We start from the raw sequence: 19,285 nt of genomic DNA on the forward strand, positions 1-19,285 counted from the left end.
ACGCCATTTTAGTTACTTTTTGTAATAATTTTTTGTTTGCAATTGCTAATTTATTATTAACTTTGCTATACTAAATGTATATAAAAATGTCAAATAGACGTTTTTAAAAGGTTAACGTCTTGGTTTTTTGCATAAAATAAAAATGACCCGGCTGCAACCGGGTCGGTATAAATGTTGGCCCATCAAGAGGGCTGGCTTAACAACTTCATGAAAGATTTACGGATAGACTTCACCCTTTAACTTTTCCACGAGCTCAAGGGTGGGTCTATTTCTTTTTTATATAAGTCAACAGGGCAATTATAAAAGAGCCGAAAGCAAGCATAAGCATTAATGCTTGAAACGTTGACATGAGCATCACCCCCCTTCATGAGGGAGTGAGCCAGACCGCCCTTGAGGTGTTGAAAGCCAATTCATTTATACTAAACCATATTGTACCATAACACTCTCAAAAGCCGAGAGTGTTTTTTATTGTCTGAAGACAAACAAAACAAAAGGAGCTAATTAACATGAGCGAAAAACAAAACGAAAAAGTATATGATCTTTCATTCTTTATGCCAGGACAAACAATCGAAGCGGAAGAGGTAAAAGTGCCGATTTCAAAGCGGTTTAAAGACAAGGCGGGGAACGTGGTTCCGTTCGTTTTCAAAGCAATTACGACTGAGCGCATCGATGAGTTAGAGAAAGAAAACACAACATACAAAAATGTCAAAGGCCGCGGCCGTGTGAAAGAACTGGACAGCCAGCGCTTCTATGCACGAATTGCTGTTGAAACGACTGTTTACCCGAACTTTAAATCAAAAGAGCTGCGTGAAGCTTACAAGACAGAAGATCCGGTGGAAGTGGCAAAGCGCATCCTTTCTGTCGGCGGGGAATACGCTAACTGGCTGAACAAGGCAATCGAGATCAACGGTTTTGAAGATGATCTGGAAGACCTTGAAGAAGAAGCAAAAAACTAATACGGGGCGGGGATAAGGAGGCTGTGTATTTCTATTTCGCAATGCACGAGCTGAAATATTCCCCGTCTGAATTGAGAGAGCTCTATGAAGCTCCGCGTGAATACAAGGCGCTGCTGTACGGCGCAATTGCTTATAAACTTGATTTGCTTGAAAAAGAAGCGAAAAAATCATAGGTAGCTGTTAGAAAAAGAAGCAGAGAAAGGAGGAAAATAACCATGGCGAAACTAACAGCCACATTTGATCTACACGATAAGATGACCAAAAAGCTCCGCAAAATACAAGGAAATGCTGAAAGACTTCAGAGGGCCGCTAATGGCCCTCTTGTTTTTGAAGCTGATGACCGGACACAACGGACCATACGGAGGATAGACCGCTCAGCTACCCAATTGACGCGGCGCCCCCGCTCTCTCGATGTCCGTCTCGATGATCAAGCTTCAGGAGGGTTAACTCGCATCAGGCGGCAGACTGAGGACATCACAGAAGGGGAACATGAGGTCAGGGTATCGGTGGATGACCGGGCGACCCCGCGTCTGCGTTTAATCAGGGGAAGTCTGTCTGATTTACAACGATCAGACGCAACGCCGACTGTCTCCGTCAGAGACCGCGCATCTGGGGATTTAAATTCTCTCCGACATCGCGTTTCAGATTTAGATGGATCTGAGGCAACGCCGACTGTGTCTATTAAAGACAAAGCTTCCGCTGCTCTCGATGCTATCGAGAAGAGGTTGGACAGCTTAAAGACTGTCACGATTACATTAGCGGCAGCGGGTGGATTATCAGGCGGCGCAATTATGAACTCCGGAAAAAATGCAATGGCTCAGGACGCCTATGTCTCAGCAACCTCAAACGTGAGCAAAAAAGATGCAGGACGGATGACTGACGACATTTTCTACAAAAACAAAGTCGGTGGATCCCGGGAGGAAGTAAGCTCAGCATTAAGGGGACTCTCGCAACTGACGGGGGCATCCGGCCGGGCGCTGGCGGAACTCACCGAGTCTTCAAGCAAAATCGCTCAATTGATGAATGCTGACCAAGCTGAAGTAGACCGGGCGTTCAGTGCTATGTATAACAACTTGAAAATGACTGGTAAAGAGAGCGGGGACACCATCGCTTACATTTACCGGAATGCTGGTGACCAGGCTGACGATTTGCTGGACACAATGAATGAATACAGTTCCACTTTCAAAGACATGAAGCTTACGGGCGGTCAAATCGCAAACGCCATGATAAAAGGGACCAAGGGCGGCGCCCGGAACTTCGACAACCTTGCCGACAGTATGCGTGAATTTAACATCCGTCGCACGGAGATGTCAGATAACCAAGTCGCCGCGTTTGAACAATTATTTGGCGGCAAAGAAACGCAAAAAATGTTCAAAGGCTTCAAAGACGGTTCTATCAGTGGACAGGAAAGCCTCTTTAAAGTGGCTGATGCGCTATCCAAGGTCAAAGACAAGACCAAGCGTGCTGCCATTGCAACTGAGCTTATCGGGACGCAGTACGAGGACTTAAAGCAGCCAATCCTTGATATGGCTGAGGGAATCGGCACAAGTGCGAAAACAACCGGCGAGCTAAACCGCAGCTTTACTCAGCTTCGGAATAACAATCCGATGACGCCTGTAAATGATGCTATTAGGGATTTTGAGAGTATATCAAAGGATATGGGAACCTCATTGTTAACCGGTCTTGGCCCTGCTTTTGATAAGATTAGTGACTTCCTGAACAGTAAAGAAGGCAAAGAAAAGCTGAAAGAGATTAAGAACGACATAACCGATCTTGGAGAAGCTGTCGGTGACAAGCTGAATAAGGCTATCGAATTTACAGTTAATCACTGGGATGAACTGAAAACAGGGTTTAAGGTTGTGGTCCCGCCTCTGATCGGTTTAATAGCTTATCTGAAGATTCTCCGTCCGATCCTGAAAGGAATAGGCACAGCCGGCGGCGATGCTGCCCGCGTCATAAAAAAACTGATTCCTTCACGAGCGGGTTCAGCATCCGCAGATCCCAATACGAGAAACGGTAGAAGAAACGGAAGGGCCGGCAGAGCAAGCCCAACGAGTATAGCAAGGAGCGGCAGTCTGACAGGCTGCTGTTGTGCTGGCGGTTTCGGCGGGGAAGGCCGGGGAAAAGGCAGATCATCTGGCCGACAAGGAGGCGCTGCCCGCAGGAATCCCGCTCGTGGGACAATCAGCGTGCCTGCTGATCGCTTAGGAAGAGAACGGGGGCGTACAGGGGCGGGCTCCGCTGCCGGTAGGGATGGAATTTCAACCACAAGAACAGAACTCCGGTCTGCCGGCCAGGCTTCGTCCAAAATGGGGAAAATCCTTAAACCGCTTTCCGGAGTTGGAAAGTTTGCGAAAGGAATCCCGGTACTTGGTACAGCGTTGGCGGCAACGGGGCTTATCGGTATGAATAAAGATAATGCCGGTGAAAAGCTCGGCTCTTTCGGGGGCAACATGGCAGGGGCGGCTGCAGGCGGGGCAACCGGCGCGGCAATAGGCTCTGTCGTTCCAGTTGTGGGAACAGCTGTCGGTGGATTAGTCGGCAGTGCTGTTGGCGGCATTGCGGGATCAGATGTAGGTTCGTCAGTGGGGCAGTGGTTTGATAAGGGCGGCATGTCAAAGACATGGGATAGCATCAAGACTGGCGGCGGAGATGCCTTTGCCTGGGTATCCGAAAAAGGGCAGGACGCCTTAGACTGGATCACCGACACCTGGGACGATCTATCATCTTGGTTTACGGACAACGTCTGGGACCCAATTGGTGATTGGGTCGGTGATACCCTTGACGACATAAAAAAGAAATTTGAAGACGGAAAAAAGTGGGTTACTGATACCTGGAATACAGTATCAAATTGGTTTGATAAGAATGTGTGGACGCCCATCTACAATACAGCTGTCCCGATTATCAATTTCGTAGTCGGCATTTTTGCTTTTGCTTGGGATGGCATCAAAAAGATATGGTCTATCGCCTCAACTTGGTTCATGGATAATGTTTGGAATCCAATGAGTAAGGCGGTAACCAGCGTGGCAAAATGGATCTGGACAAAGATCACTGATGCGTGGAATTGGATCTCCGATACATGGTCTACAGTCTCAACTTGGTTTATGGATAACGTTTGGAATCCAATAAGTGACGCTGTTGCGACTGTGGCCGGCTGGATACAAACACATATTGATTATGCTCGAATCTGGATCCAATTAAAGTGGCTTCAAGTGGCGACATGGTTCTATGACAACGTCTGGAATCCAATCAGTACAGCAGTTAGTGATGTAGCAAACTGGATTTGGACGAAGCTTAATGATGCGTGGACTTTTATTTCGGACTTATGGTCAACTGTGTCAACTTGGTTCATGGACAATGTCTGGAATCCAGTAAGTGATGCGGTGACAACGGCAGCAAAGTGGATCTGGACGAAGCTTAACGATGCGTGGAATTGGATCTCCGATACATGGAATACGGTTTCCACTTGGTTCACTGAAAATGTATGGAACCCCATTGTCACAAAAGTGGAAAATGCTAAAAAATCAATCACGAAAAAGTTTGAGGATGCCAAAAACGCAGTTACCGGCGCTTGGGGAGGAATTGAGGCTTGGTTCAAAACAAATGTCGGTGATCCCCTGGGGAAAGTGGCCGACGGAATTAAAAAGAAGTTTGAGAAAACGTTTTGGTGGGTCATTAAACTTAAAGAGTTAGCCGACGCCGGTGGGGAGTTTATCGGTTCCATTATACATCGTGGTGAACAAGTCACTGGACTGCACCAAAAGGGGAAAACTTCAACAAACAACAATTCGGCAGGAACAGGAATTGGCTTAGCTCGTACGCAACAACAGCCTGCAAATAGTGTTTTTCCGCCAAAACAAAAAAGCGTACTGCAAAAGAATGCCACAGGCGGCTTCATCACAAAGCCTACTATTTCATGGATCGGTGAAGCCGGTAAGGAGTTTGTTATCCCCGTCGATAATAATCGTGGTCGCGGTAAGATGCTTCTTTCACAGGCGGCTTCTAAGCTCGGCATGAGTGTTGTGGACGATATGGCTGCAGCTTCAAGCGGCGGTGGTGAATCTTCTGTTTCTCCATTATCCAGTGGTGCGGCAGTTTCCGCTTCTGTCTCTCCAACAGTAGACACGTCCAGCCTGAATGACCAGGCAGCTACATTTGGTCAACAGTTCTCACAAGGCTTTGATCAAGGTATAAGCGACAATGTTGTGTCTATGGATGCTTGGAAACAGAAAAACGTTGGTCAGCCTATGAACAGCTTAATTTCCTACTCGCCGAATTATGGGAAACAGGTTATCAATGGGTTTGCCAGTGGCCAGAACAGCACTGCGACAGGTACGGATGGATTTCTGCAAACCAAAGTCAAAACCCCTTTCCAAAATACTGTTAACAAATCAGGGTCATGGGGAAGCGGGACGGTGAAGGGATTCGCTTCCGGCCAGAACAGTACGGATCCCGGCACTGCCCAGTATGTCAGCTCTCGTATAGAAAAGCCTTTTCTCCGTTCTAAAGAGTCCTCCAACGGATGGGGGAGCGGAATGATCGGCAACTTTATTACTGGGATGGCATCCAAGGGCAGCGAAGTATCTGAAGCCGCGAAGGAACTTGCTAAAAAAGTAGAAAAAGCATTCCGTGAGGAGCTTGATATCCATTCGCCTTCCCGTGTCATGATGAGTCTTGGCCGCTTTGCATCAGTAGGGGTTGTTAAAGGTCTCGGCTCAGTCGATGTGAAAAAGTTTGCCGAAAAACAAGCGGGTTCACTTGCGGCTGCCTATTCCGGAATGGGGGCAGTCAGCGGCAACGTGAAGGAATGGCTAATGTCTGCAATGATCGCAACTAAAACTCCATTCAGCTGGCTTCCGGGCTTGATGACAATTGCACAGAATGAATCAGGCGGCAACCCTAATTCCATTAACTTATGGGACAGCAATGCCAAAGCCGGCCACCCGTCACAAGGGTTAATGCAGACGATCCCAAGCACCTTTGAATCTCATAAGGCGCCGGGAATGAATGATATCAGCAACCCAATTCACAACGCTGCTGCCGCTATCGGCTATATTAAAAGCAGATACGGATCGATAAACAATGTGCCCGGGATTAAGAGCCTGGCGCGCGGCGGCCCATACGTCGGTTATGCCAATGGTGGTTTGATCACTAAGGAGCAGATCGCCCGTGTTGGTGAAGGGAATAAACGGGAGTGGATCATTCCTGAAGAGCGGGGCATCCGCGGCCGTTATTTGCTTGGTCGTGCCGCTCAAGCGCTTGGAATGGAGGTAACTGATCCTGCGCAGACGGGAACAACTGAACTCTCTTCCGGGAAAGTATCTGCGGCCACCTCGGGCGGCACGCAGACAGCGGTTGCCGCTTCCGGCAGCAAAGAAATTGTAATTCAACTTAACGGCGATCAACATTTTTATAACAATCAAGACGCCGATAGCCTCGTGGCCAAAATCAAACAAGCTCTGATAGATGAATTAGAGAAGGATATCAATACCGGAACGAAAGGAGTCGTAGCTTTTGACTAAGTCTGTTTATGAGTTTTGGATATCACAGGGTAAGGACAGGCTGCGGCTGCCCGTCCTTCCGGAACAGATCGACATATCTGATACGATTCAAAATGACTCTGTAAAGGTTGCCCGCTTCGGTGAGATTACCTTTATAGATAATCCTGGAGCGAAAGAAATTTCGTTCTCTTCCTTTTTTCCAAAGAAGCATAGTCCGCTCTCCGAATATAAAGGGTTTCCTTCCCCAGAAAACGCAATTGCAAGAATAGACAAATGGTTGAAATCGAAAAAGCCTGTTCAGTTTTTGATTACCGGAACAAAAATAAACTTAACCTGCAGCATTGAGGCTTTTTCGCACAGTGAGGGACAAAAGGACATAGGGGATCGAGATTTTGAAATCAAGCTGAAGGAATACAGGACCGCTTCACCCCGGAAGATAAAACAAAAGAAGAAAACAAAGAAAAAACGGCCGTCAAAATCTGCTCCCAAAACATATACCGTGAAAAAAGGGGATACTCTTTGGGATCTGGCGGGCAAATTCTATGGGAACAGCATGCAATTGCGGAAAATATGGAATGCCAATAAAACGGCAATGATTAAACGCAGCAGAAGAAACATCAGGCAGCCGGGCCACTGGATATTCCCCGGACAAAAATTAAAGATTCCGCAATAGCAGGTGATGACACATGATTGAGCTTTTTGTCATTAAAGAAACAGAATGGCTTGAGCTGGTAACAGAGACAGTCTCTCTTGAAGGACAGCGATATCAAGCGCCGCGTTCAATCACGGCCACGATCATAACAAAGCAAGGAAATCACTCTTATTACAGCGTAACTGAAGGCGATACCGTTCTATTCAAGTGGAAAGGTAAAGAGTTATTCCGCGGCATTGTGTTTTCCCGTAATCCGGATGATCATAAATTGACTTTTACGGCTTATGACATGCTTCAATATCTGGTAAAGAACAAAGATGTTTACGTCTTCTCAAATCAGCGTGCTGATCAAATAGTAAAGCGGCTGGCTCGAGATTTTCAGATTCCCGCCGGGTCTATCACAAAAACAGCCTATACTATTAAATCATTGGTCTTTAAAGATGATACAAGCCTTTATGACATGATATTAAAGGCATTGAAGCAAACAAAAAAACAGACCGGTCATAATTATCAGTTATATGCCTCAAAGGGTAAGCTTTGTCTCAGGGCTTGGCCTGACCCGTCGGAAGTTTGGGTGTTAGAGACAGGCGTAAACATCACAGGATACCAGTATAGCACCTCAATTAATGAGACAGCTACGAAGGTCAAACTCCGGCGCCAGAAAGACAATAAGACGTATACTGCCACTGCAAAAGATAATTCAGGAATTAATAAATACGGGGTTCTGCAGTATGTGGAAACTGTCTCGGATAATATTAATCAGGCGCAGCTTCAGCAGCGAGCGAACGTACTCCAATCACAGAAAAAAGGTGTGAAAAAGGAATTAAAGAGTATTCAAGCTATTGGTATTCCTGACTTGCAGAGCGGGCTTCCGGTGTATATTTCTATTCCGGAAGTGGGGGTCAAGAAAACATATTGGATTGATTCTGACAAGCACGAATTTAAAGGCAGCTCCCACACGATGACAATTGATGTGGTTGAGAAAAACACAATCCCGGACGGGGCTTCATCATGAGGTTAAGTGAAGCAATTAAACATCTGGCTATCGGTGCTGTTGGTTCTGAGTCGCCGGTGGATATGCTGCCGGCTGAAGTCGTTTCTGTTTCCCCTGTTGAAATTAAGCTCAATGAAAACGAAAAATTGATCATTCCTTCTGACTTAATTATTATCCCTAAACGCCTGCGCGCCGGGGGAGAAGATGAGCTTAAAAACGGTGAGAATGTAATGGTTGTCTCCTTAAAAGGCGGACAATCATTTTTTATTCTCGACAAAATATAGGGGGTGCGTGGGTTGGCCCTTTCACCAGAAATAGTATTTGATGATTTTGAAGATGACAGCGAAGCAATAGAGACATCGCGCACATATAGAATTGACTTTGAAAATGGGCGAATTACTAATGAGCTGATCGCAGGACTTGAGGCAATTAAACAATTTGTTTATATGGCCCTGCATACAGAGCGGTATTCCTATTCTGTTTTCAGTCATGACATTGGTAATGAGCTTCAAGAGGTTCTTTCTGATAACGAGACAACAGATGCATATAAAAAAATGGAGATCCCGAGGCTGATCGAAGAAGCTTTAATTTATGATGATCGAATTTCTTCTGTCACTGATTTTGAGATTGATAAATCAGGTGATAGGTTCATAGTTTCTTTTATCGTAGAGACAGACGAGGGCACGCTGGAGATCGAGGAGGTGCTTGGCGAGGATGTTTGAAGATCAAACGTTTGAGGAGATTATGGATCGTATGCTGTCCCGTATCTCTGCGGATATTGATACAAGAGAAGGCAGCGTCATTTACAATGCGCTCGCGCCTGCGGCAGCTGAGCTCGCAAAGTCTTATATTTGGCTTGATACCGTGCTGGAGCTCGTGTTTTCCGATACGGCTCAGGGCGAATTTCTGGACAGGCGGGCTGCTGAAGCGGGGATTGAAAGAACGGCGGCCACAAAAGCTGTAAGGGCGGGCGAATTCACATCAGGGGTGAAAATTCCTGCGGGTTCCCGCTTCTTTGTTGATAATCTCTATTTTCAATATACAGCGGATGGAACATTAGAATGTGAAACGGCCGGTGAAGCTGGTAATGCAAATATCTCCGGACAAAATCTTTTGTCGCTCGATACGATACCAGGACTTCAAAAGGCGATAGTGAAAGAGATCCTGATTCCTGGCCGCGAAGAGGAAGACGACAATAATTTGAGAGAACGCTATTTTACCCGCGTGCGCCGAGAAGCCGTAAGTGCTAATAAAGAGCATTATAAGCAGTGGGCGGAAGAAGTGGACGGAGTGGGTAAAGCGAAGGTCTTCCCGCTTTGGAAGGGAGACGGCACTGTCAAGATTGTGGTGACGGATGCTAAGCTGGAACCGGCTTCGGATATTCTGATAACAAAGGTCAGTGACTATATTGATCCGGAGCCCGGACAAGGAGAAGGCCAGGCGCCAATCGGTGCGTTTGTGACTGTAGAAAGTGCAGAATGGAAAGAGATTGAGATTTCCGCCTCTGTGCTGCCTGAAATCAATAGTTCGATTGACCAAGTTAAAGATGAAATAGAAGCGGGGGTCCTGAATCTTTTCAAGAAGATGGCCTTTGAAGATAATGTGATCCGGCTCTCTCAAATTAACAACATCGTGTATAATTCGCCATCCGTGAGCGATTACTCTGATATTAAAATTAACGGATTGGCTGAAAATTTGGTTCTGGATGATATTGAAATCCCTAAGCTCAGGCAGGTGACGATCGTTGAGCAAACTCGATGAAATGACGGCTTACCTGCCACCGTTCTTAACAAAGTTGAAAGAAATGACTCAAATCCTTCAGACAGAAGCACCGGAATTTGAAAAGCAAAATGAGGGCATCTTTGATCTGACAGATCAGCTGTTTGTCACAACAGCTACCTGGGGGCTTGAACGCTGGGAAAAAATATTAAATGTGCCGCGCGAGTCGGGTGATACGTATGAGATTCGCAGGCTGCGCCTGATTTCCAAAATGTCCAATATTCCTCCGACAACATATTTGGCCATCGAGCGGGCGCTTAACAGGTTCTTGAAAAATCCGTCTGCCTGCGTCCGTCTGATTCCTGGAGAGTATCACTTTAACGTTGATATTGATATAGATGATCTGCAGCACATGACTGAGCTTATTGAGACGTTAGAGAACATGAAGCCGGCACATTTGGCTTACACACTCAGGCCGGCCTTTAATGAGAGTCTGCAAATAAAGGATACAGTGATATTGAATCACAGGAGATACCGTAAAGTGAGTGAGCTTCGCGTAGGTTATTCCGTAACTCTTAATAACAATGAGGTGATCTTGACATGATTTCAGAAGCATATAGAGAGCGAACTGCTGCAGATTTAAAAGATCGAATCAGCAAAGTGCTGCTGAATGGAAAAGAGACTGAAATCGTGGAGCTTTCGATCAGTGGCGCGGTGGTTACGGTGCTCACACATCGTGAAGAGGATATTAAGCACATTGAATCAGTGCAGATCATTGATGACTTGGGAAATGTGATTACTGAACGAAAGACTGATTTAAATGTCAGTGATAACAGAACGTTAGATTTTAGGTTTACTTTTGAGGTGGTATAAGAATGGCTTACGAAGCAAAAACAAATTGGCTTCCAGACGACCCGATTAACGAAGGTGATGTTAACCGCTGGGAAAAAGGAATAAAAGACGCCCATACGGACCTTGCATCTCATAAAAACGACATGAATAACCCGCATAAAACGACAAAGGGACAAGTCGGCCTCGGGAACGTGGACAACGTGCAGCAGGCTCCGAAACGAGACTTTGATATTCATGTGAATGATGCTGAACTTCATATCAATAAAGAAGAGCGGGAAAACTGGAACAACAAAGAAACCCCTGAAGGAGCAAAAGAAAAAGCTAAGCAGGCATTGACTGATGCTATCAATTATGTGGATTCCAATTTCAAAAACGAGAACCTAATTTGCATTCGTGATGGAGATGAAAGAGCGATCGTCGATGCAAGAACACCAGGCACTGATTACCCTGAAGGAATAACTTTTATGGGTATCTATGAGGGCAATGACACAGGCTACCCTCTTGGCTATGGCTTAATTAAAAATGAAAATTTAAACAAATGGCGCTTTGCTCAGTATTTCTATGGTAATGGCGATGGAACAAAGAGGAAGAATATCGGGACATGGATCCGCCATTGGTGGGATAGTACAGGCTGGACAAAATGGGAAAAGATATCAGGTTTTGCTCACGCAAGTGTGGGAGTATCCGATGTTCAATATTTAAAGCAGATTGATCACACCAAGATAGCTTTTAATCGAAAAATAAAAGACAGTCATGATGCTTTTGATATTAAAAATAATAGATTTGTCGCGCCGAATGATGGAATGTACTTGGTGAATGTTGGGCTTTATATGATCAATTACGCTATGTATATCAACTTTCATTTGAAGGTGTATCTGAACGGAAAAGAGTATAAAACCCTTGACCACTATAGAGGATATTTTGATAACGGCAAAGAAATGAATTTAGGGTTAAACGGAACAGCCACTATTCCAATGAACAAGGGCGATTATGTGGAAATCTTCTGCTACTGTAATTATGGCGGAGATGAAACCGTCAAGAGAGGCATTACTGATAAGAATGATGTTTACAACTTCTTTGATATTCAAGAAGTTGGAGGATTAAATTATGCCAATGTGTGAGGAGGTAAAAAATGAATATAGGTGAAGCAATCCTTTATAAATATCCCGATGCCGATCCGACTAAAGATTTTATCATTCAGAATAATGGCGATGGTACCCCCTCTTACATTGCACGATGGAATATCCGGGCTCCTATCCCTACAGAAGCGGATTTACAAGCTTGGTGGGACGAATTAAAACAAAATCCGCCATTTGAACTGCCTGATCAAATTCAATTACTGGCACAGAAGCTTTCGGAAGAAAAACTGGCCCGTAAACAGCTTGAAGAATTAAATCAAACACTTGGACGGCAGCTATCGGAACTAAAGCTCGCCATTATGTCATGGATAGAGAGGGATGAATCAAAATGAATTATTGGGTATTGGCACTATATTATAAATGGGCCACTCCGGAGATGGTGAAAAAGGCAATGTATTACGACGATTGTTCTGCAGCCGATTTACAGCAGGGCGTTGAAAAGAAGCTCGTTACCCCGGAACAGTATATAGAGATCACTGGTAAAGCCTTATAGGCTTTTTTATTTTGCCTTGAAGGGGGTGAGACGTTGTCATAAGTTTGAAAAAAATCTGCTCAAATAAATAAAAACTTTTATGAAGGAGGACAATTATGTCATCTTTAGGATTTACCTTTCCAACGGATGCCGCGGGAAAGCCGGGCGCAGTAAAACCATTTAGAGAAGGGAAAAGCGACTTTGTTGAGCCAGTTGCAGATATTTCAGGAACAGCAGAACTTCTGACTAATGCAACGTTAAAGGCCACAGATTCTTATAGCCAATACGGCCAGGATAGATTGGGACCGATCTTAATTTCTAAAATCAAAGGCGCTGCATATTCAGATCGTGAAGGGACTTTATTTATCGAGCAAAGTAACGATAATGTTTCATGGTCCACCATCACATCATTAGAAGTGAAAGCCAATACTCTATCAGAGACTGATTGGGTCGATTTATCACAGAGATACTACCGCTTCAGATATGCGAATGGTAACCTGCAACAATCAGAATTTTTACTGTATCAGTCGCTCGGGGCAGGCCAGGGAGATGTGAAGATTCGGGATTCAGTCTCAATTGAATCTGATAAACCGCTCCCGCTTGAATTTACATCAAGCAATGTAACCAAAGACGGCCGCTTAAAGGTAGAAACCCAAGGAATCGCGATTAATCCGGCTGATTTTGAAAGTGTACAGGCTAAAACAGCCGATATCGTTTTTCATGACAAAGTGGAGACCCCAGGTGAGGGGAATATTTTGAAAGTCGGTTCCTTTAAAACATTATTGATTGAAGTCTATGGCACGGCTGATACAAGTGAATTGAAGTTCTGGGGGAAATCTCTTTCAGGAACAAAACGCCCGCTGCGCGGCCAAAAAGTTGACGACGGCACTCTGGCTATAAGCACAGTCGGGAAGTCAGAAGCTTGGACTTTTGATATTACAGGATTCAAAGAGATCGTGATGGAGATTACCGCTTTAAATAATGGGAACTTTTCCGTAAAAGGGACAGCCGTCTCATAAAATAGCGGCTGTCCTTTTTAATTGCCTCATACAGGAGGTGAAAACGATGTAATAAAAGGGGGGCGTACTAATGTCAGAAGTGACGGAGGTACCAGATGTGCATGTATTACAAAAAGAGATAATGGAAATGAAGACAGGTCAGAAAGCAATCGAACAGCGCGTAAATGTTCTTGAACGCGTTTCCGATAGGCAAGACCAGCAGATCATGACATTAAACGAAAAACTCAACAAGATCGAAGAGAACACAACTTGGATCAAGCGCACAATCACTGGCGCTATCATTACAGCGGTATGCACTGGCATTATTGGCGGCGCAATCGCTATTTTTTATACTGTTTTGCAGAAATAAGGAGGAAAATACATGAAAAAATTTGAAAAAGGCACGGTCGTCCGGACGGTGCTTCTTTTAATTGCGCTTATTAACCAAACAATGTTGATGTTTGGCAAATCACCTTTGGATATCACAGACGCACAAGTGAATCAGCTTGCTGATGCGCTGTACACTGCCGGCTCTGTAATATTTACTATCAGCACTACGCTTGTAGCATGGTTCAAAAACAACTATGTGACTGAAAAAGGCCAAAAGCAAAGAGCCGTTTTAAAACAGCACGATTTGACCAAGTAAGGGCTACCGTTCGGCGGCCTTTTTATATTTCAAAACAGAATAGGAGAGATTTTTATGTCAGCATACAGAAACCAATATATTGATATTAATAAATGGACGCGGCCGGGAATCAAAAATAACGGCGTGAAGAAACTGGTGGTGCATTACACGGCAAACCCCGGCGCGCCCGCTGCCAATCATTATAGATACTTTGGTCAAACGCTCCCCGCACAGAACAGAAATCTGTCTGAGAAGAAACAGACGTTTGCATCTGCACATATCTTTGTCGATCGTACAGAGGCTATTTGTATCATTCCGTTGAATGAGGTGGCCTATCATGCGAATGACGTTCAGCAATTCGTCAACGGGCAGCCTTACCGAGGTGTCGCGGCGCTGAAGCCGAATGCGAATTTCTTATCTATCGGCGTGGAGCTTTGCATTGAAAAGAACGGCACTTTCCATCCGGATACCATTGCTCGTGCAGAACAAGTTTGTGCCGAGCTGTGCAAAATGTATAAACTCGATCCAATCAGTGACATTGTTCGACATTACGACATTACACATAAAATCTGCCCGGAGCCGTGGGTAAGCAACTCTAAAGGGTTTGCCGATTTTAAGACCCGTGTTGAAAAGCGAATGGATGGTGTGGTTGTAACGGCGCCTGTATCAAATCCGGATGTCACCCATACAGACACAGGAAGATTCATCAAAAACACGGTGGTTTCAAGCGATGGCCTTGTTTTACGTACACAACGGAGCGCCTCTTCTTCCATGGTGCTTAACCTGCCGAATGGCACGGTTGTAAAATATCAGCTTGGATCAACTGTCAACGGATGGGGATATGTTGAATACACCAATTCAAAAGGCCAGACATTCCACGGATATGTGAATGTCTCCTATATCAAAAGCGATAATGAGCTGAAAAGCGGCGGCAAGAAGAAAGTAACAGCCTCAAAGCCAAAAAAACAAAAATCAAAATTCAGCCTACCTGCTGGCATTTTTAAAGTGACAAGCCCCTTAACAAAGGGACCCGCCGTGAAACAGATTCAGACAGCACTGGCGGCTCTCTATTACTATCCGGACAAAGGGGCGAAGAATAACGGAATAGATGGTGCATACGGACCGAAGACAGCAAATGCAGTCAAACGGTTCCAGTCCATGTATGGATTGACTGCGGATGGTATTTACGGACCGAATACGAAAACGAAGCTTGAGTCCCTTCTTAAATAAAAAATGCCCTTCCAATTGGAAGGGTCCCATTTTTGATCTTCTTTATTACAATACGTTAGATGCCTCATTTTATATTGGAAATCCCCAGTACAAACACCCTCAAGATATTAGGATAAGAGAATCGTATCAATTTAGAAAAATATCGCTAAGGAAATCCAAAGGTTAAAAGAGAAATAGAGAGTTCGACAATGAAAATTTGTAAAATATGGTTGTTTGTTGTGGTTGGAAATGATATAACAATAATAGGTAATTCAAATCATTTCCAAAGGAGGAGTTGTTAAACTTGGGTACTTTAAAGAAAAATTGGAAGTCTGTTGTTGCTTTGCTTTGTGCTTTAGCTGTATCTCTAGCGGTATTTACGCCTTTTGCAAATGCTAAAACTTTATCTGAAGAGGATCAATTAGCACAAGATATGCAGTTCATTTTTGATGAAGCATCCCTTCTTAAAGATGGGAAGTACATCGTGAATGAGCAATTAGTCTCTGAAAAATTCGGTCCTGAGAACGTTGCGTCTATTGTTGCCTTTGTTAAAATGGTTAATGGGGATAAACTTACTGAAGAAGATTTAAAAGGTGTTCCGAACCCAGACGGTGACTTCTCAACAGCATCTTATATGGGTTGCTTAAAACAAAAAATCATCGACTTCACTGGGATTGGCTTTATTTCCGGAGGCCTGCAAAAATTACTTGAAAAAAAAATGTGGAAAGAAGCGGCTATTCAAATCATAAAAATTGTAGGGAAAAATGCAGTTAGAGGTGGAGTTGTTGGTTTAGCCGCGAGTCTCGCGTGGTTCAGTGTACGCTGTATAGGACAATAAGGATAATTGAAGGGATGGATTGACATGAATAGTATTAGGTACATATTGTATTTTGTGATTTCTTTCGTTTTACAACTTCTCTGGTTCTTCTTAGTAAAAGAAAATTCTAATGTAACTATACTAGACATGTTGATTATGTCTCTGTTATTCACATTATTTATGTTCATCTTAGATAAATTTCTCAAAAAAAAGCAGGCTGCATAAGGCCTGCTTTTTTTGTTGTAGACTTAAAACTCAAAACTAAGATTTATGATCAAGCCGAATGGAATTTTGCGGTTTTTTTTCGTTTAAACATAATTTGGAAATGTTAGAATATTATATAAAAGGAGGAGTGGCCTTGTGAGTTCTGTTTTACCATCATCAGAGGTAGGCGTTAAGATTAATGAATGGTACAAAATGATACGTCAGTTCAGTGTTCCGGATGCGGAGATTTTGAAAGCGGAAGTGGAACAAGAAATCAATGAGATGGAAGAAGACGAGTATCTACTGATTTACTACACCCTCATGAAATTCCGCCATCAGCTCATGCTGGATTATTTAGAACCGGTGACTACCCGTGTGAGACCGACAATTGACGAGCTGCTGGAAAAAATCGAAGCGTCAAATAAAGGAATTTCCGGCCTGCTGTGCTATTATTCTTTATTTTTCCGCGGCATGTATGAATTTGATCAAAAGCAGTATGTAAAGGCGATCGGCTTTTATAGAGAGGCTGAAAAACAACTCGTTCATGTGCATGATGAAATTGAGAGAGCGGAGTTTCATTTTAAACTGGCTGAAGCATATTACGGTATGAAACAAAGCCACGTCTCTATGCATCACGTAAAGCAAGCGCTCGATATTTACGATCAGTATGAGTTGTATAAGGTCCGGAAAATTCAATGTCTATTTGTCATATCAGGGAATTATATTGATTTTAAGCGTTATGAGAAGAGTCAGCCGCATCTTGAAAAGGCTCTTGAATTATCAAAAGAGTTAGATAACAAGAGATTGATTAGTTCTGCCCTTTATAATTTGGGTACAAATTTCGGAGATAGGGGCGACTATGAAAAGGCTGAGATATTTTTAAGGCAAGCAGTTGAGATAACCGAAAAAGCAAAACTGAGCAACTTGCCGCACTCTTTATTTTCTTATGCAAAATTCCTTTTTAAACAGGGGAAAATGGCTGAGGGTATCCAAGCAAGCAAAAAAGGTTTGTCGGCCGCGGTATATCAAGGCGATAAGCTTTTTGAAAATCTTCAGGGGTATCTGAAGGCACTTTATGTGGATGCAGTGGATCAACAGGGAGTTAATGAAACAATTGAGTATCTGGAGAAGAATAAGAATTACTCATATGTTGAAGATATTGCCTGCGAAACTGCATCTGTTTACGCAGATTCAAGGGAGTTTGAGAATTCTTATTTTTATCATAAAAAAATGGTTGATACGCAAACACAAATTCAAAGGGGAGAGTGCCTGTATGAATTTTAAAAAGAGTATCTTCATCGTCCTAGGTCTGTCATTGACTTTAGTATGTGGATTGGGTATGAACTCAGTAGAAAAACAAGCACAAGATACAATCAAAGTAGCTTCAGATCGCCTTCAAACTTGAATAGCTTACGCCTTTTCTTCGGAAAAGGCTTTTTTAGTTTCCTCATTATAATGTATTCAAAACATCCATCTGTTTTTTTTCTTATTCCATTTCAACATCCGCTGCCGCATAAGGTTCTTGACCGCTTCACGTATAGTCTGTTCATCTTTACCGGTTTTCCTCTTCAACTCATCCAAGGAGGGATCTTTCCCGAATTGGGTCATGTTAAAGATTATCCGGTACACTTTCCGCTCGAAATCATTCATTCGAAATACCTCCTCGAGTAAATAATACCAGAACAAACATTCCCTTTTCAACTTGATGTAGAACAAAGGTTCGTATAAAATAATAGTAAAGAAGGAGGGGGCGCAGCTTGCATTCATTGTTAAACCGCTCATTAAATGAAAAATCAACGCTGGACATGATCTACATAAAGAATGATGGGACAATATCGAAGAGAGCAATCATAGTACATCAAATCAAGAATCAATACATTCGTGCGTTCTGTTTTAAAAGTAGACAGACAAAAACTTTCAGGATGGATAATATTCTCGCTGTGGCCCCCTCTAATTATAGAAGGGGAATCAGCAATCATGCGTAATCTTACAAAAAGGCAAGAAGATGCTTTAAACGCGATATCGAATTTCTTAAATCAGTATGGAGTGGCCCCAACACATCGGGAGTTAATGGAGGAACTTGGTTTGCGGTCCACCAGTTCGGTAAAGGGGCTGCTGGATAGGTTAAGAGAAAAGAATTACGTAACATGGCAAGAAGGATTACCGCGGACAATTAAATTATTATAAGGAAGAGCCCTGGATAAGTAAGGGCTCTTTTTTATTGCGGCGAAACCTGGATGTAGGTGGCTAGGGTGGCAAAGAGGTGGCAAATACGATTAGTCGCCTTCTTTTTAAATTGGTCTAAATCATTTTAACGTTTATCAAAACCTTGTTATAACAGTGATTATCCGACTAAACATTTCTAAGACTTTAACTGAACACTTCCATGGTAAGGAAGAGGTCAGCGGTTCGAGCCCGCTTGGAAGCTTATCTAAATACGTTGATCTGAAGCAGTTTCCGCGCGTTATGGAACTGTTATTTTTTGTTTAGTTCAGTAAATATCTGTTGCTGATTGTACCAGTTAAGGTATAGGTATTTAGCGCGTCTTCTGATGAAGCCTTTCTTCAAGGATGCAAAAGAGATTAACATAATTAATTGTTAAACGGTATTGACTTTTATCAAAACCTTGATATAATTACTTTTGTCATAATGAACAGTATGCTTTAGATTAGTCTGCGGGTTATACCGTTTGGAGTTTTACTGAATAAATAACAATACAGTTTTTGGTTATCTGATGCTGTATTCTGGCTGTACATTACATTTTTACTTGCGGAAGTAGTTCAGTGGTAGAACATCACCTTGCCAAGGTGGGGGTCGCGGGTTCGAATCCCGTCTTCCGCTCCATTTTATCCCAACGGGATATTGTGAAATTGATTGCGCCCGTAGCTCAATTGGATAGAGCGTTTGACTACGGATCAAAAGGTTAGGGGTTCGACTCCTCTCGGGCGCGCCATAATATATTTAAAAATCGGGAAGTAGCTCAGCTTGGTAGAGCACATGGTTTGGGACCATGGGGTCGCAGGTTCGAATCCTGTCTTCCCGACCATTCTCAAACTATAAAGATAATATACTGGTTTTCTTTTTTTCTCTTTTTTTTAAAAAATGCTTGATTTATAGAGAGGCACCGTGGTATATTATTAAACGTCG

At 43.5% G+C, this 19,285-nt stretch carries 23 protein-coding genes and 3 tRNA genes; 24 read left to right on the top strand and 2 right to left on the bottom strand.

Features of this window, described 5'->3' with window-relative positions; translation table 11 throughout:
* Positions 1-265 precede the first annotated feature (265 nt).
* Positions 266-355, bottom strand: coding sequence for a putative holin-like toxin (locus tag AR442_RS19680; protein WP_073982158.1), 90 nt, complete (start codon positions 353-355; stop codon positions 266-268).
* 151 nt (positions 356-506) lie between these two features.
* Between AR442_RS19680 and AR442_RS01050 the strand changes: the two genes are divergently transcribed.
* From AR442_RS01050 to AR442_RS01140, 20 genes are all read left to right on the top strand, one after another.
* Positions 507-956 carry a phage tail assembly chaperone gene (locus tag AR442_RS01050; protein WP_053285389.1) on the top strand — a complete coding sequence of 150 codons (450 nt, stop codon included), beginning with the start codon at positions 507-509 and terminating at the stop codon, positions 954-956.
* 41 nt (positions 957-997) lie between these two features.
* Positions 998-1,129 carry a hypothetical protein gene (locus AR442_RS20565; RefSeq protein WP_223198305.1) on the top strand — a complete coding sequence of 44 codons (132 nt, stop codon included), beginning with the start codon at positions 998-1,000 and terminating at the stop codon, positions 1,127-1,129.
* Positions 1,130-1,171: 42 nt separating this feature from the next.
* A complete protein-coding gene (locus tag AR442_RS01055; RefSeq protein ID WP_053285388.1) occupies positions 1,172-6,478 on the top strand; it encodes a phage tail tape measure protein in 5,307 nt (1,768 codons plus the stop codon).
* A complete protein-coding gene (locus AR442_RS01060; RefSeq protein ID WP_053285387.1) occupies positions 6,471-7,130 on the top strand; it encodes a LysM peptidoglycan-binding domain-containing protein in 660 nt (219 codons plus the stop codon). Before AR442_RS01055 ends, AR442_RS01060 begins: the two co-directional genes overlap by 8 nt.
* A 13-nt stretch (positions 7,131-7,143) precedes the next feature.
* On the top strand, positions 7,144-8,124 hold the full coding sequence (locus AR442_RS01065; RefSeq protein WP_053285386.1) for an XkdQ/YqbQ family protein: 981 nt from the start codon (positions 7,144-7,146) through the stop codon (positions 8,122-8,124).
* Positions 8,121-8,387 carry a DUF2577 family protein gene (locus AR442_RS01070; protein WP_053285385.1) on the top strand — a complete coding sequence of 89 codons (267 nt, stop codon included), beginning with the start codon at positions 8,121-8,123 and terminating at the stop codon, positions 8,385-8,387. Before AR442_RS01065 ends, AR442_RS01070 begins: the two co-directional genes overlap by 4 nt.
* A 12-nt stretch (positions 8,388-8,399) precedes the next feature.
* The gene (locus tag AR442_RS01075; protein ID WP_053285384.1) at positions 8,400-8,825 is read left to right on the top strand and encodes a DUF2634 domain-containing protein; all 426 of its coding nucleotides are present in this window, start codon (positions 8,400-8,402) and stop codon (positions 8,823-8,825) included.
* Positions 8,818-9,864, top strand: a complete 1,047-nt coding sequence (locus AR442_RS01080) for a baseplate J/gp47 family protein (protein ID WP_053285383.1) — start codon at positions 8,818-8,820, stop codon at positions 9,862-9,864. Before AR442_RS01075 ends, AR442_RS01080 begins: the two co-directional genes overlap by 8 nt.
* Positions 9,848-10,426 (top strand): YmfQ family protein, encoded by a 579-nt coding sequence (locus AR442_RS01085; protein WP_053285382.1) that lies wholly within the window; start codon positions 9,848-9,850, stop codon positions 10,424-10,426. The genes AR442_RS01080 and AR442_RS01085 overlap by 17 nt, the downstream gene beginning before the upstream one ends.
* Positions 10,423-10,695 (top strand): hypothetical protein, encoded by a 273-nt coding sequence (locus AR442_RS01090; RefSeq protein WP_053285381.1) that lies wholly within the window; start codon positions 10,423-10,425, stop codon positions 10,693-10,695. Before AR442_RS01085 ends, AR442_RS01090 begins: the two co-directional genes overlap by 4 nt.
* Positions 10,696-10,697: 2 nt before the next feature.
* Positions 10,698-11,795: a hypothetical protein gene (locus AR442_RS01095; protein ID WP_053285380.1), complete on the top strand. Its 1,098-nt coding sequence runs from the start codon at positions 10,698-10,700 to the stop codon at positions 11,793-11,795.
* A gap of 11 nt (positions 11,796-11,806) precedes the next feature.
* On the top strand, positions 11,807-12,145 hold the full coding sequence (locus AR442_RS01100) for an XkdW family protein (RefSeq protein WP_053285379.1): 339 nt from the start codon (positions 11,807-11,809) through the stop codon (positions 12,143-12,145).
* Positions 12,142-12,306: an XkdX family protein gene (locus tag AR442_RS01105; RefSeq protein ID WP_053285378.1), complete on the top strand. Its 165-nt coding sequence runs from the start codon at positions 12,142-12,144 to the stop codon at positions 12,304-12,306. Before AR442_RS01100 ends, AR442_RS01105 begins: the two co-directional genes overlap by 4 nt.
* Positions 12,307-12,401: 95 nt before the next feature.
* Positions 12,402-13,304, top strand: coding sequence for a phage-like element PBSX protein XepA (xepA, locus tag AR442_RS01110; RefSeq protein ID WP_053285377.1), 903 nt, complete (start codon positions 12,402-12,404; stop codon positions 13,302-13,304).
* A gap of 70 nt (positions 13,305-13,374) precedes the next feature.
* Positions 13,375-13,653, top strand: coding sequence for a hemolysin XhlA family protein (locus tag AR442_RS01115; protein WP_025284124.1), 279 nt, complete (start codon positions 13,375-13,377; stop codon positions 13,651-13,653).
* A gap of 12 nt (positions 13,654-13,665) precedes the next feature.
* Positions 13,666-13,929, top strand: a complete 264-nt coding sequence (locus AR442_RS01120) for a phage holin (protein WP_053285376.1) — start codon at positions 13,666-13,668, stop codon at positions 13,927-13,929.
* Positions 13,930-13,983: 54 nt separating this feature from the next.
* Positions 13,984-15,138, top strand: a complete 1,155-nt coding sequence (locus AR442_RS01125; protein WP_053285375.1) for an N-acetylmuramoyl-L-alanine amidase — start codon at positions 13,984-13,986, stop codon at positions 15,136-15,138.
* 283 nt (positions 15,139-15,421) lie between these two features.
* Positions 15,422-15,955 carry a hypothetical protein gene (locus tag AR442_RS01130; RefSeq protein WP_053285374.1) on the top strand — a complete coding sequence of 178 codons (534 nt, stop codon included), beginning with the start codon at positions 15,422-15,424 and terminating at the stop codon, positions 15,953-15,955.
* Between the two features lie 24 nt (positions 15,956-15,979).
* On the top strand, positions 15,980-16,159 hold the full coding sequence (locus AR442_RS20765; RefSeq protein ID WP_007410112.1) for a hypothetical protein: 180 nt from the start codon (positions 15,980-15,982) through the stop codon (positions 16,157-16,159).
* 135 nt (positions 16,160-16,294) lie between these two features.
* Complete coding sequence (locus AR442_RS01140; protein ID WP_021494571.1) at positions 16,295-17,422, top strand: Rap family tetratricopeptide repeat protein; 1,128 nt, start codon at positions 16,295-16,297, stop codon at positions 17,420-17,422.
* A gap of 177 nt (positions 17,423-17,599) precedes the next feature.
* Here AR442_RS01140 and AR442_RS20770 read toward each other — a convergent pair whose 3' ends face one another.
* A complete protein-coding gene (locus AR442_RS20770; protein ID WP_053285373.1) occupies positions 17,600-17,788 on the bottom strand; it encodes a hypothetical protein in 189 nt (62 codons plus the stop codon).
* Positions 17,789-18,115: 327 nt separating this feature from the next.
* Between AR442_RS20770 and AR442_RS01155 the strand changes: the two genes are divergently transcribed.
* The 4 genes from AR442_RS01155 to AR442_RS01170 all read left to right on the top strand — a co-directional run bounded on the left by AR442_RS01155 (position 18,116) and on the right by AR442_RS01170 (position 19,184).
* Positions 18,116-18,325 carry a LexA family protein gene (locus AR442_RS01155; RefSeq protein ID WP_021494575.1) on the top strand — a complete coding sequence of 70 codons (210 nt, stop codon included), beginning with the start codon at positions 18,116-18,118 and terminating at the stop codon, positions 18,323-18,325.
* Between the two features lie 582 nt (positions 18,326-18,907).
* Positions 18,908-18,982, top strand: a tRNA-Gly gene (locus tag AR442_RS01160).
* 32 nt (positions 18,983-19,014) lie between these two features.
* A tRNA-Arg gene (locus tag AR442_RS01165) sits at positions 19,015-19,091 on the top strand.
* A 16-nt stretch (positions 19,092-19,107) separates the two neighbouring features.
* Positions 19,108-19,184: transfer RNA gene (locus AR442_RS01170), tRNA-Pro, on the top strand.
* Positions 19,185-19,285 lie beyond the last annotated feature (101 nt).

The sequence above is a fragment of the Bacillus velezensis genome, from assembly GCF_001461825.1.
Taxonomy (GTDB): Bacteria; Bacillota; Bacilli; order Bacillales; family Bacillaceae; genus Bacillus; species Bacillus velezensis.

Bases quoted from the DNA above. Each gene is read 5' to 3' on its own strand.
- AR442_RS01120 (WP_053285376.1), top strand. From the start codon at position 13,666: ATGAAAAAATTTGAAAAAGGCACGGTCGTCCGGACGGTGCTTCTTTTA.
- AR442_RS01095 (WP_053285380.1), top strand. From the start codon at position 10,698: ATGGCTTACGAAGCAAAAACAAATTGGCTTCCAGACGACCCGATTAAC.
- AR442_RS20565 (WP_223198305.1), top strand. From the start codon at position 998: ATGCACGAGCTGAAATATTCCCCGTCTGAATTGAGAGAGCTCTATGAA.
- AR442_RS01050 (WP_053285389.1), top strand. From the start codon at position 507: ATGAGCGAAAAACAAAACGAAAAAGTATATGATCTTTCATTCTTTATG.
- AR442_RS20765 (WP_007410112.1), top strand. From the start codon at position 15,980: ATGAATAGTATTAGGTACATATTGTATTTTGTGATTTCTTTCGTTTTA.
- AR442_RS01070 (WP_053285385.1), top strand. From the start codon at position 8,121: ATGAGGTTAAGTGAAGCAATTAAACATCTGGCTATCGGTGCTGTTGGT.
- AR442_RS01080 (WP_053285383.1), top strand. From the start codon at position 8,818: ATGTTTGAAGATCAAACGTTTGAGGAGATTATGGATCGTATGCTGTCC.
- AR442_RS01155 (WP_021494575.1), top strand. From the start codon at position 18,116: ATGCGTAATCTTACAAAAAGGCAAGAAGATGCTTTAAACGCGATATCG.
- AR442_RS01115 (WP_025284124.1), top strand. From the start codon at position 13,375: ATGTCAGAAGTGACGGAGGTACCAGATGTGCATGTATTACAAAAAGAG.
- AR442_RS19680 (WP_073982158.1), bottom strand. From the start codon at position 355: ATGCTCATGTCAACGTTTCAAGCATTAATGCTTATGCTTGCTTTCGGC.
- xepA (WP_053285377.1), top strand. From the start codon at position 12,402: ATGTCATCTTTAGGATTTACCTTTCCAACGGATGCCGCGGGAAAGCCG.
- AR442_RS01105 (WP_053285378.1), top strand. From the start codon at position 12,142: ATGAATTATTGGGTATTGGCACTATATTATAAATGGGCCACTCCGGAG.
- AR442_RS01125 (WP_053285375.1), top strand. From the start codon at position 13,984: ATGTCAGCATACAGAAACCAATATATTGATATTAATAAATGGACGCGG.
- AR442_RS01100 (WP_053285379.1), top strand. From the start codon at position 11,807: ATGAATATAGGTGAAGCAATCCTTTATAAATATCCCGATGCCGATCCG.
- AR442_RS20770 (WP_053285373.1), bottom strand. From the start codon at position 17,788: ATGAATGATTTCGAGCGGAAAGTGTACCGGATAATCTTTAACATGACC.
- AR442_RS01090 (WP_053285381.1), top strand. From the start codon at position 10,423: ATGATTTCAGAAGCATATAGAGAGCGAACTGCTGCAGATTTAAAAGAT.
- AR442_RS01065 (WP_053285386.1), top strand. From the start codon at position 7,144: ATGATTGAGCTTTTTGTCATTAAAGAAACAGAATGGCTTGAGCTGGTA.
- AR442_RS01055 (WP_053285388.1), top strand. From the start codon at position 1,172: ATGGCGAAACTAACAGCCACATTTGATCTACACGATAAGATGACCAAA.